Origin of the sequence: Streptomyces paromomycinus (genome assembly GCF_003865155.1) — a bacterium.
In the GTDB taxonomy this organism is placed as follows: Bacteria; Actinomycetota; Actinomycetes; order Streptomycetales; family Streptomycetaceae; genus Streptomyces; species Streptomyces chrestomyceticus.
The window spans coordinates 1,458,203-1,471,614 of record NZ_BHZD01000001.1; the positions used below are offsets into that span (position 1 = coordinate 1,458,203).

The 13,412-nt window shown below is 75.0% G+C and carries 13 protein-coding genes and 1 pseudogene; 8 read left to right on the plus strand and 6 right to left on the minus strand.

Features of this window, described 5'->3' with window-relative positions; translation table 11 throughout:
* The first annotated feature begins 21 nt into the window (after positions 1–21).
* A complete protein-coding gene (locus OEIGOIKO_RS05580) occupies positions 22–783 on the plus strand; it encodes an N-acyl homoserine lactonase family protein (protein WP_125052391.1) in 762 nt (253 codons plus the stop codon).
* A 268-nt stretch (positions 784–1,051) separates the two neighbouring features.
* Here OEIGOIKO_RS05580 and OEIGOIKO_RS05585 read toward each other — a convergent pair whose 3' ends face one another.
* The 3 genes from OEIGOIKO_RS05585 to OEIGOIKO_RS05595 all read right to left on the minus strand — a co-directional run bounded on the left by OEIGOIKO_RS05585 (position 1,052) and on the right by OEIGOIKO_RS05595 (position 4,059).
* Complete coding sequence (locus OEIGOIKO_RS05585; protein ID WP_125052393.1) at positions 1,052–1,837, minus strand: SDR family oxidoreductase; 786 nt, start codon at positions 1,835–1,837, stop codon at positions 1,052–1,054.
* Positions 1,838–2,228: 391 nt separating this feature from the next.
* Entirely contained in the window at positions 2,229–3,203 is a 975-nt protein-coding gene (locus tag OEIGOIKO_RS05590; RefSeq protein ID WP_125052395.1) for an SDR family oxidoreductase, read from the minus strand.
* Positions 3,193–4,059: an SDR family oxidoreductase gene (locus OEIGOIKO_RS05595; protein ID WP_125052397.1), complete on the minus strand. Its 867-nt coding sequence runs from the start codon at positions 4,057–4,059 to the stop codon at positions 3,193–3,195. Before OEIGOIKO_RS05595 ends, OEIGOIKO_RS05590 begins: the two co-directional genes overlap by 11 nt.
* A 98-nt stretch (positions 4,060–4,157) precedes the next feature.
* On the opposite strand from OEIGOIKO_RS05595, the pseudogene OEIGOIKO_RS05600 reads away from it, so the two are divergent.
* The 5 genes and pseudogenes from OEIGOIKO_RS05600 to OEIGOIKO_RS05620 all read left to right on the plus strand — a co-directional run.
* Positions 4,158–4,910 (plus strand): annotated as a pseudogene (locus tag OEIGOIKO_RS05600) (enoyl-CoA hydratase family protein); the annotation flags it as partial.
* 152 nt (positions 4,911–5,062) lie between these two features.
* On the plus strand, positions 5,063–5,989 hold the full coding sequence (locus OEIGOIKO_RS05605; protein ID WP_371858889.1) for a CoA transferase subunit A: 927 nt from the start codon (positions 5,063–5,065) through the stop codon (positions 5,987–5,989).
* Positions 5,986–6,771 (plus strand): CoA-transferase subunit beta, encoded by a 786-nt coding sequence (locus OEIGOIKO_RS05610; RefSeq protein WP_125052399.1) that lies wholly within the window; start codon positions 5,986–5,988, stop codon positions 6,769–6,771. The genes OEIGOIKO_RS05605 and OEIGOIKO_RS05610 overlap by 4 nt, the downstream gene beginning before the upstream one ends.
* Positions 6,768–7,823 carry an NAD(P)H-dependent flavin oxidoreductase gene (locus OEIGOIKO_RS05615; protein ID WP_125058470.1) on the plus strand — a complete coding sequence of 352 codons (1,056 nt, stop codon included), beginning with the start codon at positions 6,768–6,770 and terminating at the stop codon, positions 7,821–7,823. The genes OEIGOIKO_RS05610 and OEIGOIKO_RS05615 overlap by 4 nt, the downstream gene beginning before the upstream one ends.
* Positions 7,824–7,945: 122 nt before the next feature.
* Positions 7,946–8,257 (plus strand): hypothetical protein, encoded by a 312-nt coding sequence (locus OEIGOIKO_RS05620; protein WP_125052401.1) that lies wholly within the window; start codon positions 7,946–7,948, stop codon positions 8,255–8,257.
* 45 nt (positions 8,258–8,302) lie between these two features.
* Here OEIGOIKO_RS05620 and OEIGOIKO_RS05625 read toward each other — a convergent pair whose 3' ends face one another.
* The 3 genes from OEIGOIKO_RS05625 to OEIGOIKO_RS05635 form a co-directional block, all read right to left on the minus strand.
* Complete coding sequence (locus tag OEIGOIKO_RS05625) at positions 8,303–9,460, minus strand: acetyl-CoA C-acetyltransferase (RefSeq protein ID WP_125052403.1); 1,158 nt, start codon at positions 9,458–9,460, stop codon at positions 8,303–8,305.
* A gap of 98 nt (positions 9,461–9,558) precedes the next feature.
* Positions 9,559–10,185 carry a TetR/AcrR family transcriptional regulator gene (locus tag OEIGOIKO_RS05630; RefSeq protein ID WP_371858890.1) on the minus strand — a complete coding sequence of 209 codons (627 nt, stop codon included), beginning with the start codon at positions 10,183–10,185 and terminating at the stop codon, positions 9,559–9,561.
* Between the two features lie 21 nt (positions 10,186–10,206).
* On the minus strand, positions 10,207–11,016 hold the full coding sequence (locus OEIGOIKO_RS05635; protein ID WP_125052405.1) for an SDR family oxidoreductase: 810 nt from the start codon (positions 11,014–11,016) through the stop codon (positions 10,207–10,209).
* Positions 11,017–11,095: 79 nt separating this feature from the next.
* Here OEIGOIKO_RS05635 and OEIGOIKO_RS05640 point away from each other — a divergent pair, with 79 nt between their 5' ends.
* Complete coding sequence (locus OEIGOIKO_RS05640; RefSeq protein WP_125052407.1) at positions 11,096–12,286, plus strand: acyl-CoA dehydrogenase family protein; 1,191 nt, start codon at positions 11,096–11,098, stop codon at positions 12,284–12,286.
* Between the two features lie 50 nt (positions 12,287–12,336).
* The gene (locus OEIGOIKO_RS05645; protein ID WP_125052409.1) at positions 12,337–13,392 is read left to right on the plus strand and encodes an acyl-CoA dehydrogenase family protein; all 1,056 of its coding nucleotides are present in this window, start codon (positions 12,337–12,339) and stop codon (positions 13,390–13,392) included.
* The last annotated feature ends 20 nt before the right edge of the window (positions 13,393–13,412 follow it).

A 13,412-nucleotide genomic window follows, 5' to 3' on the forward strand; every position in this document is an offset into this window, starting at 1 on the left:
GGCCACTGTCACGATGGCCCGATGGATGCTCTGGATCAGAAGGTGAAGGTCAACAGGCGTACGGCGCACCACTCTCCCGTGCGGAGCGTGCGCAGGATCGATCTCGGCTACTTCGTGCGTCCCACGTCGGAGACCGGTGGGCCGGAGCCGCGGGTGGAGCCGGTGCTCGCGTACCTGGTGCGGCACGACGCCGGGTTACTGCTGTTCGACACGGGGATAGGGGACGCCGATCCGGAGACCGAGGCGCACTACCGTCCCCGGCGCCGGCCCTTGGAAGCCGCGCTGGCCGCCGCTGGGCACCGGCTCGACGACGTGTCCGTGGTGGTCAACTGTCATCTGCACTTCGACCACTGCGGCGGCAATCCGCTGCTCGCGGGGCGGCCCGTCCTGGTCCAGGAGACGGAGCTGGCCGAAGCCCGCGCGGGCGGGTACACGGTGGACGCCCTGGTCGACTTCCCGGGCGTCGTGTACGAGGAGCTGCGCGGCGAGGCCGAGGTGTGGCCCGGCGTCCACATCGTCCCCACGCCGGGGCACACCGCGGGGCACCAGTCCCTGGTGGTGGAGCAGCCGGACGGCACGGTGGTCCTGGCGGGCCAGGCCTGTGACTTCGCCTCGGACTTCGCATCGAACCAGCTGGCCCGGCACGCCGCCCTCGAAGGGGTCGCCGCCCCGCTGCCCGGTCACCCGCCGTGGCTGGAGCGGCTCAGCGCGTTCGAGCCGCGGCGGGTGATGTTCGCCCACGACGGTTCGGTGTGGGAGCCCGCCGAGTCCCCCGAACCGTAACGGCCCCGAACCGTAACGGCCCCGGTCCGGCGGCGCGCGGTCAGGCGGCACCCCCGGTCCGGCCGCGCCCGGTCCGGTGGCGCGCGGCCCGACGGCACCCGGCCCGGCGGCACCCGGCCCGGCGGCGCGCGGTCCGACGGCGCGCGGTCCGACGGCGCGCGGTCCGACGGCACCCGGGCCGGCCGCCCCCGGCCCGACGGCGCCCGGCCCGGCGGCACTTACCGGACCCGGCCGCGCCGGGCCGCTCCGGTGGCGGGCTGACGCCGCCTCACCAGGTACGGTCACCGCGCAGTACGGCGTCGGCGCCGCCGTCGAGGAAGACGACCTGGCCGGTGACGTGCGTGTTCTCGGGTGACGTCAGCCAGGTGAGGAGCGGGGCAACCTGTTCCGGGCGGGCGTGGCCGTGCAGCGGCATCGGCACGCTCGTGTCCACGACCCGGCGCGTCTCCGGGTCGGCGAGCATGGGCGCGGTCATGGGGGTGACGACGGTGCCCGGTGCGACGGCGTTGAGCGGGATGCCGGCGCCCGCCCAGTCGGCGGTCGTGGCGTTGCTGCGGACCCAGCGCGCGACGGCGGCCTTCGAGGACCCGTACAGGAGGTAGCCCTCGCCGCGGTCGACGGCCGCCTGAGCGGCGGCGACCGCGGCGGGCTCGTCACCGGCCAGCGCGGCGTCGACGACGGCGGTGTCGCAGGGGTGCACGGACGCCACCGAGGAGACGACGACCGCGCGCGGGTCGGTGCCCGCGGCGAGCAGCGGGCGCAGGCCCTCCAGGGTGGCCACTGCCCCGAAGTAGTTCACCTTCACGGTCAGCGGGTCGAAGCCGGCGACTCCGGCACAGGCGATCACCGCGTCGAGCCGGCCGCCGGTCAGTTCCCGGGCCCGCTCCACCAGTTCCGAACGGCCTTCGGGAGTGGCCAGGTCCGCGCGGATGTCGGCGCCGTCGAGGTCGGCTCCGATCACGGTGCAGCCCTGCGCGCGGAGGCGGGCGGCAGTGGCCTTGCCTATGCCGGAGGCCGCTCCGGTGACGAGGCAGGTACGGGACGACGACGACATGGAGTGCTCCTCGGCGGGCAGGGCGATGCGGCAGGCACGACGACTCGGCGGGCCTCGCGGATCGCGAGCATGGCGATCACCGGGCCTGACGACGCGACGGACGTGACGGACCGCAAGGCCGACGACGCGACGGACATGACGGGTCGCCGGGCCGACGACGCGCCGAGCCAGTCGACGCGCCGCGCCAGGCGATACGCCAATCCGGCCGACGCGCCGAGCCAGACGACGCGCCAGACGCCGAGCCAGACGACGCGCCAAGCCAAGCGATACGCCCATCCAGTCGATGCGCCGGACCCGACGATGCGCCAGGCTGACGGTTCGGCGGGCCTGACGATGCGCCGGGCGTACCGATGCGCCGGGCGTGGCGATCAGTGGGTGGTGCGTCGCCAACCTACCTCGGTGCCCCGTACACCGGTTCCGGCGCGGTCGCCTCTTCGAGCAGTCCGCGCGCCGCGTCGCCCGCCTCGGCCGGGGTGAAGCGGGCCTGCCGGTCGGCGGTGGGGCCCGGGCGCCAGCCCTCCATGACCGTGATGCGCCCGCCTTCGGCCGCGAAGACCCGGCCGGTGACGCCTTCGGAGGCGGCGGAGCCGAGCCAGACGACGAGCGGGGAGACGTTCTCGGGGGCCATCGCGTCGAAGGCGCCGTCCGCCGGTGCCGCCATGGTCTCGGCGAAGGTCCGTTCGGTCATCCTGGTACGGGCGGCCGGGGCGACGGCGTTGACCTGTACGCCGTACCGGCCCAGTTCGGCGGCGGCCACGAGGGTGAGGCCCAGGACACCTGCCTTCGCGGCGGAGTAGTTGGCCTGGCCGACGCTGCCCAGCAGCCCCGCCCCCGAGCTGGTGTTGATGACGCGGGCCCGCGGCGGAGTGCCCGCCTTGGCCTGCGCGCGCCAGTGCGCCGCCGCGTGCTGGAGCGGCAGGAAGTGGCCTTTGAGGTGGACGCGCAGGACGGTGTCCCACTCGTCCTCCGTCAGGTTCACCAGCATCCGGTCGCGTACGAAGCCCGCGTTGTTGACCAGGGTGTCCAGGCGCCCGTACGTGCCCAGCGCGGTGGCGACGAGCGAGGCGGCCCCGGCGGGCGTGGCGACGTCACCGCCGAGGGCGACCGCTTCGCCGCCCGCCGCGCGGATCTCCGCGGCCACCGCGTCGGCGGGGCCTTCGGCGTCCTCGGCCGGGCTGCCGTCCGGCCGTACCCCCAGGTCGTTGACGACGACCCGGGCGCCTTCGGCGGCGAACGCCAAGGCGTGGGCACGGCCGAGACCGCGGCCCGCGCCGGTGACGGCCACCACACGGCCGGCGCAGAGACCGGCGGCGGTGCTCCCGGTCGGGCGGGCATCGGCGCTTCCGGTCGGGTGGTCATCGGTCATCGCTGCCCTCCGGGTCGGCGGTGGCGGCCGTACCGGCCGCCGAAGACGGGAGTGGGGACGGGGACGGGTCCGGTGCGACGGGCGGTTGTCCGGACGCCTCCAGGAAGGCCGGCCGTTCGCCCCCGCCGTGGACGGCCAGGCTCGCCCCGCTCACGTAGGCGCACCGGTCGCAGGCGAGAAAGGCGCAGAGTTCGCCGATCTCGTCGGGGGTCGCGAGCCTGCCGAGCGGGACGGTACGGCCGACGGCGGCGACGCCCGCCTCGTCGCCGTAGTGCAGGTGGGAGAGTTCGGTACGGACCATGCCGACGACGAGGGTGTTGACGCGGATGTGCGGCGCCCATTCGACGGCCATGGTGCGGGCGAGGTTCTCCAGGCCGGCCTTCGCTGCCCCGTAGGCGGCGGAACCGGGGGACGGCCGGGTGCCGCTGACGCTGCCGATCATGATGATCGAGCCGCCGCCCGGCTGCCGCGCCATGACGGCCCGCGCGGCGAGGGAGGCGGTCAGCGGCGCGACGAGGTTCAGTTCGACGACCCGGGCGGCCTGCTGCGGCGAGGAGTCGTCGAGGAGCCGGTACGGGGTGCCGCCCGCGTTGTTGACGAGGATGTCGAGGCGTCCGTGGCGGGCCCGTACCCGGTCGAAGCAGGCGGCGACCGCTTCGGGGTCGCGCACGTCCACCGGTACGAAGGCGGCTGCGCGCCCGTCCGCCGCCGTGACCGGCCGTTCCGGCGGGCGGCGGGCGCAGGCGACGACCTCGGCTCCGGCCGCGAGCAGGGCCCGGACGACACCGGCGCCGACGCCCCGGGTGCCGCCCGTGACGACCGCGACGCGCCCGGACAGGTCGATGTCGAGTGCCAAAAGGCCACCTCCGCCCTCCCGTTGCGGGCCGCGCGCTGCTACCTTCGCAAACAGCCTGCACCTAACAAACGTTTGGTGGAAAGGTAGCTGATCCGCCCATGGGTGTCTCCACCACCGTCACCGTGTCCCGCCCCGAGGACGGCACCGCGCTGGTCACCGTCGACCGGCCGCCGGTCAACGCCCTGCCCGTACAGGACTGGTTCGACCTGGCCGACGCGGTCCGCGCGGCCGGCCGCGACCCCGGCGTCCGCTGTGTGGTGCTCGCCGCGGCGGGCCGCGGCTTCAACGCGGGCGTGGACATCAAGGAGATGCGGCGGACGCCGGGGCACGCCGCGCTACTGGGCGCCAACCGGGGCTGCTACGAGGCGTTTGCGGCCGTCTACGACTGCGAGGTGCCGGTCGTCGCCGCTGTACAGGGTCACTGCCTGGGCGGCGGCATCGGGCTGGTGGGCAACGCGGACGCAATCGTGGCGAGTGACGACGCGACGTTCGGCCTGCCCGAACTGGACCGCGGCGCGCTCGGCGCGGCCACCCACCTCGCCCGGCTCGTCCCGCCGCACCTGATGCGCACCCTCTACTACACCTCGCGCACCGTGACCGCCGCCGAACTCCACCGGCACGGCTCCGTCTGGGCCGTGGTGCCGCGCGACGAGGTGCTGACCACGGCGCTGGCGCTGGCCGGGGAGATCGCCGCGAAGGACGGCTACCTGCTGCGGCTGGCCAAGGCCGCCATCAACGGCATCGACCCGGTCGACGTGCACCGCAGCTACCGCTTCGAACAGGGCTTCACGTTCGAGGCCAACCTCAGCGGCGTCGCCGACCGGCACCGGGACGCCTTCGCGCGGAACAGGGGGAACCGGCGGAACAGCACGCCGGCGGACGGACCGGAGCGCGGACGCAGTGCCGACACGCCCGGGACCAGCACAACCGGAGCCGGCACACCCGGAGCCCACCCACCCCGAGCCGACACGCCCGGAACCGACGCCCCCGGAGGGAAGCCGAGTTGAGCGACAAGAGGATGACCGCCGACGGCGTGGTGGCGCGGCTGGAGAGCGGAATGACGCTCGGCATCGGCGGCTGGGGATCGCGCCGCAAGCCGATGGCGCTGGTCCGCGCCCTGCTGCGGTCCGGCCTGACGGATCTGACCGTCGTCTCCTGCGGCGGCCCCGACGTCGGCCTGCTGGCGGCCGCCGGGAAGATCCGCCGGCTGGTCACGCCCTTCGTCACGCTGGACTCGGTCCCCCTGGAACCGCACTTCCGCGCCGCCCGCGAGCGCGGCACCCTGGAACTGACCGAGCTGGACGAGGCGATGTTCCTGTGGGGGCTGACCGCGGCGGGCCAGCGGCTGCCGTTCATGCCGGTACGGGCCGGACTCGGCTCCGACGTACTGCGGGTCAACCCCCAGCTGCGTACGGTCACTTCGCCGTACGACGACGGTGAGGTGCTGGCCGCCGCCCCGGCGCTGCGGCTGGACGCGGCGCTGGTGCACCTCAACCGGGCGGACGCCCGGGGCAACGCCCAGTATCTGGGGCCCGACCCGTACTTCGACGACCTCTTCTGCGAGGCGGCGGACACGGCGTACGTCTCGTGCGAACGCGTCGTGGACGGCGAAGAGCTGGCACGGGTGGGCTGCCCGCAGACGCTGCTGGTCAGCCGGATGTTCGTCAGCGGTGTCGTGGAGGCGCCGCTCGGTGCCCACTTCACGTCCTGTGCGCCGGACTACGGGCGGGACGAGGCGTTCCAGCGGGCGTACGTCCGGGCGGCGGCGGACCCGGACGCCTGGGCGGCGTTCGTCGAGCGCTTCCTGTCGGGCGACGAGGACGACTACCGGGCGGCGGTGGCGGCCTTCACCGAAGAGGCCGGAAGCAGAGAGGGCAGAGAGTCCGCAGCGACCACTGCGACCACTGCGGCCACTGAGGAGCGCCGATGACCGTCCGCCCCGGGCCCACGACCGTCACCCGCGCCGAATACTGCGTGATCGCCTGCGCCGAGGTGTGGCGCGGCGCGGGCGAGGTGCTCGCCTCCCCCATGGGCACGGTCCCCGCCCTCGGCGCGCGGCTGGCGAAGCTGACCTTCTCCCCCGACCTCCTGCTGACGGACGGCGAGGCGATGCTCGTCGGCGGCGAACCGACGGCAGGGGCGCCGCCGGCCTTGCCCGAGGGCTGGCTCCCGTACCGCCGGCACCTGGCACTGGTCGCCACCGGCCGCCGCCACGTCATGATGGGCGCGAGCCAGATCGACCGGTACGGCAACCAGAACATCTCCTGCATCGGGGACTGGGCCCGCCCGTCCCGCCAGTTGCTCGGGGTGCGGGGCGCTCCGGTCAACACCCTCAACAACCCGACCAGCTACTGGGTGCCGAAGCACTCGCCTCGGACCTTCGTCGAGCGGGTCGACATGGTGTGCGGCGTCGGGTACGACCGGGCCGCGGCGGCCGGGCCGTCCGCCACCCGCTACCACCGCGTCGCGGAGGTCGTCAGCGACCTCGGCGTGTTCGACTTCGAGACGCCCGATCGCACCCTGCGCGTCCGGTCGCTGCATCCTGGCGTACGGCTCGCGGACGTCCGCGCGGCGACGGGGTTCGCACTGCGCCTGCCGGACGGAGATGTTCCGTACACCCGTGAACCGGCCGCCGACGAGCTGCGGCTGCTCCGCGAAGTCGTCGACCCGGGCGGGCTGCGCGACCGCGAGGTGCCGCCGTGCGGCCCCTGACCACCGCGCTCACCGCGCTGACGGGCGTCCGCCACCCCGTCGTGCAGACCGGCATGGGGTGGGTCGCCGGGCCGCGCCTGGTCTCCGCCACCGCCGAGGCGGGGGCGCTCGGCATCCTGGCGTCCGCCACCCTGCCGGCCGAGCGGCTGCGGGCCGCGGTCCGCGAGGTCGCCTCCCGTACGGACCGGCCCTTCGGCGTCAATCTGCGGGCGGACGCCGGGGACGCGGCCGAGCGGGTGCGCATCATCGTGGAGGAGGGCGTACGGGTCGCCTCGTTCGCCCTGGCGCCCTCGCGGGAGCTGATCGCCCGCCTCAAGGACGCGGGGGTCGTCGTCATCCCGACAGTGGGGGCTCGGCGGCACGCGGAGAAGGTCGCCGCGTGGGGTGCCGACGCGGTGATCGTCCAGGGGGCGGAAGGCGGCGGGCACACCGGCGAGGTGGCGACCAGCGTGCTGCTGCCGCAGGTCGTGGACGCGGTGGACATCCCGGTCGTGGCGGCCGGCGGCTTCCACGACGGGCGCGGGCTGGTGGCCGCCCTGGCCTTCGGGGCGGCCGGCGTGGCCATGGGGACGCGCTTCCTGCTCACGTCCGACAGCACCGTCCCGGAGGCGGTCAAGGCGCGTTACCTGGCGGCCTCGGTCGGGGATGTCACCGTGACGCGCGCGGTGGACGGGCTGCCGCACCGGATGCTGCGGACGGATCTGGTGGCCGCCCTGGAGCGGTCCGGGCGCCCGGCGGCGCTGCTGCGGGCCGTTCGGCACGCCGCCGCGTTCCGGAAGGAGGCGGGGGCGGGCTGGGCCCGTATGGTGCGCGACGGGCTGGCCATGAGACGGGGCACCGGGCTGACCTGGAGCCAGGTGCTGCTGGCCGCGAACACGCCGATGATGCTGCGGGCCGCGCTGGTGGAGGGCCGTACGGACGCCGGGGTGATGGCGTCCGGGCAGGTGGCCGGGGTCATCGAGGACCTGCCGACGTGCGCGGAACTGGTCGGCCGGATCATGGCCGAGGCGGCGGCGACGCTGGACCGGCTGGAGCGGGGCGGCACCGGGTGAGCGGGCCGGACCGGAGCAGGACCCGAACACCGGTCCGGATGTCGTCCACTACGGTGGAGGCCGAACACTGTAGGCCGCCCCGGCTCCCGCCGCGGGCGGAGGTTTCCGTCGGGGGAGATCACATGCGTAAGTTCCTCGCCACGGCCGTCGCGGCGACGGCGCTCAGCACGACACTGGGCCTGGCCACGGCCTCGCAGGCCGCGGCGGCCCCGCGGGCGCCGCAGTGCGCCAAGGTGATGAAGTACTTCACCAAGGACCACAAGCGGTTCGTCCGCCTGAAGAACCTCTGCGCGCAGCGCACCGCCTGCTACACGATCGTCGTGCCGGCCCGGCCCGCGGTGAACGGCCGGCTCGCCAAGGGCACGACCAAGGACGTCCGGTACGGCACGGACCGGGGCCCGCGCGCCCTGTACGTGAAGAACCGGGCCTGCTGACACCGGGCCGGGTGCCGGTCCCGGGGGCCCGGCACCCGGCCCGCCTCACAGCCGTTCGATCACGGTCACATTGGCCTGGCCGCCGCCCTCGCACATCGTCTGGAGCCCGTAGCGTCCGCCGGTGCGCTCCAGCTCGTGCAGCAGCGTGGTCATGAGCCTGCAACCGGTCGCGCCGAGCGGGTGGCCGAGGGCGATGGCGCCGCCGTTGACGTTGACCCGGGCGGGATCGGCGCCGGTCTCCTCCAGCCAGGCGAGGACCACCGGCGCGAACGCCTCGTTGATCTCCACCAGGTCGACGGCGTCGATGCCGAGCCCGGTCTTCTTCAGCGCGTGGGCGGTGGCCGGGATCGGCGCGGACAGCATCCGGACCGGGTCCTCGCCGCGTACGGACAGGTGGTGGACGCGGGCGCGCGGCGTCAGCCCGTGGTCCCGTACGGCTCGCTCGCCCGCCAGCAGCAGGGCCGCGGCGCCGTCGGACACCTGGGAGGAGACGGCGGCCGTGAGCCGGCCGCCGGGCACCACCGGCGCGAGGGCGGCCAACTTCGCCGCCGAGGTGTCACGGCGCGGGCCCTCGTCGGCCGTCATGTCCCCGTACGGGACCAGCTCGCGCGCGAAGCGCCCCTCGTCGGCGGCGCGGACGGCCCGCCGGTGCGAGCGCAGCGCGTACTCCTCCATGTCCGTACGGGAGATGCCCCACTTGTCCGCGATCAGTTCGGCGCCGTGGAACTGGTCCACCGGCTGGTCGCCGTACCGGGCGCGCCAGCCCTCGCTCCCCGCGAACGGCCCCTCGGTCAGCCCGAGCGGCTCGGCGGCCCGGCGGCTCGCGAAGGCGATGGGGATCATCGACATGTTCTGGGTGCCGCCCGCGACGACCAGGTCCTGGGTGCCGGAGAGCACGGCCTGCGCGGCGAAGTGGACGGCTTGCTGGGAGGAGCCGCACTGCCGGTCGACGGTGACGCCCGGCACCTCCTCGGGGAGTCCGGCCGCCAGCCAGCTGGTACGGGCGATGTCCCCGGCCTGCGGGCCGACGGCGTCCAGGCAGCCGAAGACCACGTCGTCCACGGCCGCCGGGTCCACGCCCGTACGCGCCATCAGCGCTTTGAGGACGTGCGCGCCGAGGTCGGCCGGGTGCGCGGCGGCGAGCCCGCCGCCGCGCCTGCCGACCGGAGTGCGCAGCGCGTCGATGATGTATGCCTCGGCCATGCCGGCTCCTGGGTCGTCGGGACGGGCGGAGCGTGCGGGGTGCGGTGCGCGGTACTGGGGCGGCGCTCGGTACGGCGGTGCGGGGGCGCGGCGGTGCGTCAGTCCCGTACCGCGATGCCGTCCAGCACCATCGACAGGTACTGGCGGGCGATCTCCTCCGGGCCGTGGTGGCCGCCCGGCCGGTACCAGCTCGCGGCCACCCAGACGGTGTCGCGGACGAACCGGTAGGTGAGCCGGACGTCGAGGTCGGGGCGGAAGACGCCGTCGGCGACGCCGCGTTCCAGCGTGCCGAGCCAGGCCTTCTCGAACTTCTGCTGCGAGTCGGCGAGATAGCCGAAGCGGGGCCGTCCGGCGAGCTGCTGGGACTCCTTCTGGTAGATGGCCACCGCGGGCCGGTGCCGGTCGATCTCCCGGAAGGACTCGGTGACCAGGGCCTCGATGGTCTCCCGTGGGCCGAGCCCGGCGGCGAGCACCGCGTCGTACCCGGCCCACAGCTCGCCCAGGAAGGTGCTGAGGATCTCGTCCAGCATCGATTCCTTGGAGTCGAAGTGGTAGTAGAGGCTGCCCGCGAGCAGCCCGGCCTCGTCGGCGATCCGGCGTACGGTCGTCGCGTCGTAGCCGTGGGCGGCGAACACCTCGGCCGCGGTGGCGAGCAGGGCACGGCGGCGGGCGGGTGGCGGCGGGGTCACGGCGGCCGGTTTCGCGGTCTTCTTTGCGGTGGACACGGGCTCATTGTCCCTCCCCGGTCACGCGCGCTGACTGCTGACCGGGACCGTCTCGCCGGTCATGTACGAGGCGTAGTCGCTGGCGAGGAAGACGATGACGTTGGCGACCTCCCACGGCTCGGCGGAGCGCCCGAACGCCTCCCGGCCGGTCAGTTCGGTCAGCAGTTCCTCGCCGGTGACCTTCGCCAGGTGCGGATGGACGGCGAGGCTGGGCGAGACGGCGTTGACCCGGACCCCGTACGCGGCGGCCTCCACGGCGGCGCAGCGGGTCAGTGCCATCACCCCGGCCTTGGCTGCGGCGTAGTGCGCCTGGCCGCGCTGGGCGCGCCAGCCCACCACCGAGGCGTTGTTGACGACGACGCCGCCCCGGCCGGCCGCGCGCATCCGGCGCAGTGCGGCGCGGGTGCAGCGGAAGGTGCCGTTGAGGGTGACGTCGAGGACGGCGGTCCACTGGTCGTCGGTCATCGCCACCAGGTCGGCGCTGCCGCCGAGTCCGGCGTTGTTGACGACGACGTCCAGCCGCCCGTGCAGCCGCTCGGCGTGCTCGAAGAGGGCGGTGACCTGCGCCTCGTCGGTGACGTCACAGGGCTGCGCGGCGACCCGCCCGGCGCCAAACTCGGCGGCGAGCGCGGCCCCGTACTCCTTCAGGCGCCGGGCGTGCGCGTCGGAGAGGAGGACGTCCGCGCCTTCCTCCAGGAGCCTGCGCGCGGTGGCGCCGCCGATGCCGGTGCCCGCCGCGGCGGTGACGACGGCCGTGCGGCCGGCGAGCAGGCCGTGTCCGGGGACGTACGGGGGTGCCGGGTGCGCCGTCGGAGGCTTCTCGGGCGTCATGGCGGTACGCTAACCTACCAAACACTTGTTAGGGAACGGTCCCGCAGGAGCCCGCCGCCACCGGGGAGGCCGCTCGTCGATGGATCTCGAACTCAGCGCGGACGACGAGGAGTTCCGGCGCGCGGCACGGGACTGGCTGACCGCCCACGTACCCGCCGTACCCCTGCCCTCCCTGGAGACGGCGGAGGGTTTCGCCGCCCACCGCGCGTGGGAACGCGAACTGCACTCAGGGCGCTGGTCGGTGGTGTCCTGGCCCGAGGAGTACGGCGGGCGCGGCGCCTCCCTGGTCCGCCGGCTGCTCTTCGAGGAGGAGTACCACGCGGCACGGGCGCCCGGCCGGGTCTCCCAGAACGGCATCAGCCTGCTGGCCCCCACCCTCTTCGAGCACGGTACGGGCGAGCAGCTGGCGCGCGTGCTGCCCGCGATGGCGAGCGGCGCGACCGTCTGGGCGCAGGCGTGGTCCGAGCCCGGCGCCGGTTCCGATCTCGCCGCGCTGCGGTCGGCCGCCGTACGGACCGAGGGCGGCTGGCTGCTGCGCGGGCACAAGACGTGGTCCTCCCGGGCGGCCTTCGCGGACCGGGCCTTCGGACTGTTCCGCAGCCATCCCGGCGCGGACCGGCCGCACCACGGACTCACGTACCTGATGTTCGACCTGGCCGCGCCGGGCGTGACGGTGCGGCCGATCGGCCGTCTCGACGGGAAGCCGGCCTTCGCCGAGCTGTTCCTGGACGACGTGTTCGTGCCGGACGCGGACGTGATCGGCGAACCGGGCCGGGGCTGGCGGGTCGCGATGAGCACGGCGGGCAACGAACGGGGGCTGACGCTGCGCAGTCCGGGGCGCTTCACGGCCGCCGCCGCCCGCCTCGCCGCCCTGTGGCGGGACACCGCCGACCCGGCCGACACCGCGCTGCGCGACCGGGTGGCCGACGCGGTCATCGGCGCCCGCGCCTACCAGCTGGCCGCCTACGCCGACGCCGCACGGCTCGCGGCGGGCGGCGCGTCGGGGGCGGCGGGCGGCACCCCCGGCGCCGAGGCCAGTCTCACCAAGGTCTTCTGGTCCGAGCTGGACATCGCCCTGCACGAGACGGCGCTCGACCTCCTCGGCCCGTACGGCGAGCTGGCCGCTGACGCCGCCGAGGCTCCGGACCACGGGAGCTGGGCCGACGGCTGGATCTTCGCGCTGGCCGGTCCGGTCTACGCCGGTACGAACGAGATCCAGCGCGACATCATCGCCGAACGGCTGCTGGGCCTCCCGAAGGGGCGGCGCTGACCCGTACCGGCGAGCGCGTTCGGTGAGGGGCGTGGCGAGGGAGTTGAGGGATGCGGTTCCTTCTGGACGACGAGCAGCGGGAGTTCGGCCGGACGCTCGGCCGGATGCTGGCGACGGCGGACACCCCGGCCGCCGTACGGGCCTGGGGCGCCGGGAACCGGGGTCCGGGGCGCACGGTGTGGCGGCGGCTCGGAGAGGCCGGGGTGTTCGGGCTGGCCGTACCGGAGAAGTACGGGGGCTCGGGGTTCTTGCCGGTCGAACTGGTCGTGGCGTACGTCGAGGCGGGGCGGCACGCCGTCCCGGGGCCGCTGGTGGAAACGGCCGCCGCGGCCGTACTGCTCGACCGGCTCGGCGACGCGGGCGCGACCGGGGGCCGGCTGCCCGCCGTCACGGCCGAGGACTGGCTGCCCGCCGTCGCGGCCGGGGACGCGATGGTGTCGTACGCGGATCTGGCGCGCGGGCCGTACGCCCTCGACGCGGCGGCCGCCGACGCCGCCTTCGCCGTGAGCGGCGACACGCTGTGGAGGCCCGGCAGGGGCGGAGCGGCCCAGCCGTCGGTCGATCCGGCCCGGCTGCTGTCCCGGTGCACGGTGGACGGCGGGGACGTCCTGGCGAGCGGGCCGGCCGTGCGAGATGCTGCCGCGTACGCGGCGGACACCGCGCGGCTGCTCACCGCGGCGCAGGCGCTCGGCGTCGGCCGGCGGCTGCTGGACGACACCGTGGCGTACGTCGGGCAGCGCACCCAGTTCGGTGTCGCGATCGGCTCGTTCCAGGCGGTGAAGCACCGGCTGGCGGATGTGCTGGTGGCGCTGGAGTTCGCCGGGCCGCTCGTCCTCGGGGCCGCGGTGGAACTCGCGGGCGGGACGGCGGACGGCGGCGAGGGCCCGGCCGGGGCGGGCACCGGCATCGCGATGGCAAAGGTGGCCGCGAGCGAGGCCGCCCATGCCGCGGCGCGGGCCGCGCTTCAGCTGCACGGCGCCCTGGGCTACACCGACGAGCTGGACCTCTCCCTGTGGATACGCAAGGCGCGGGCACTGCGCGGCGCCTGGGGCACGCCCGCGGAGTGCCGGGCCCGGGTGCTCGCCTCCCCCGCACCGGGCCGGTGAGCGCACCGAGCACACGAACG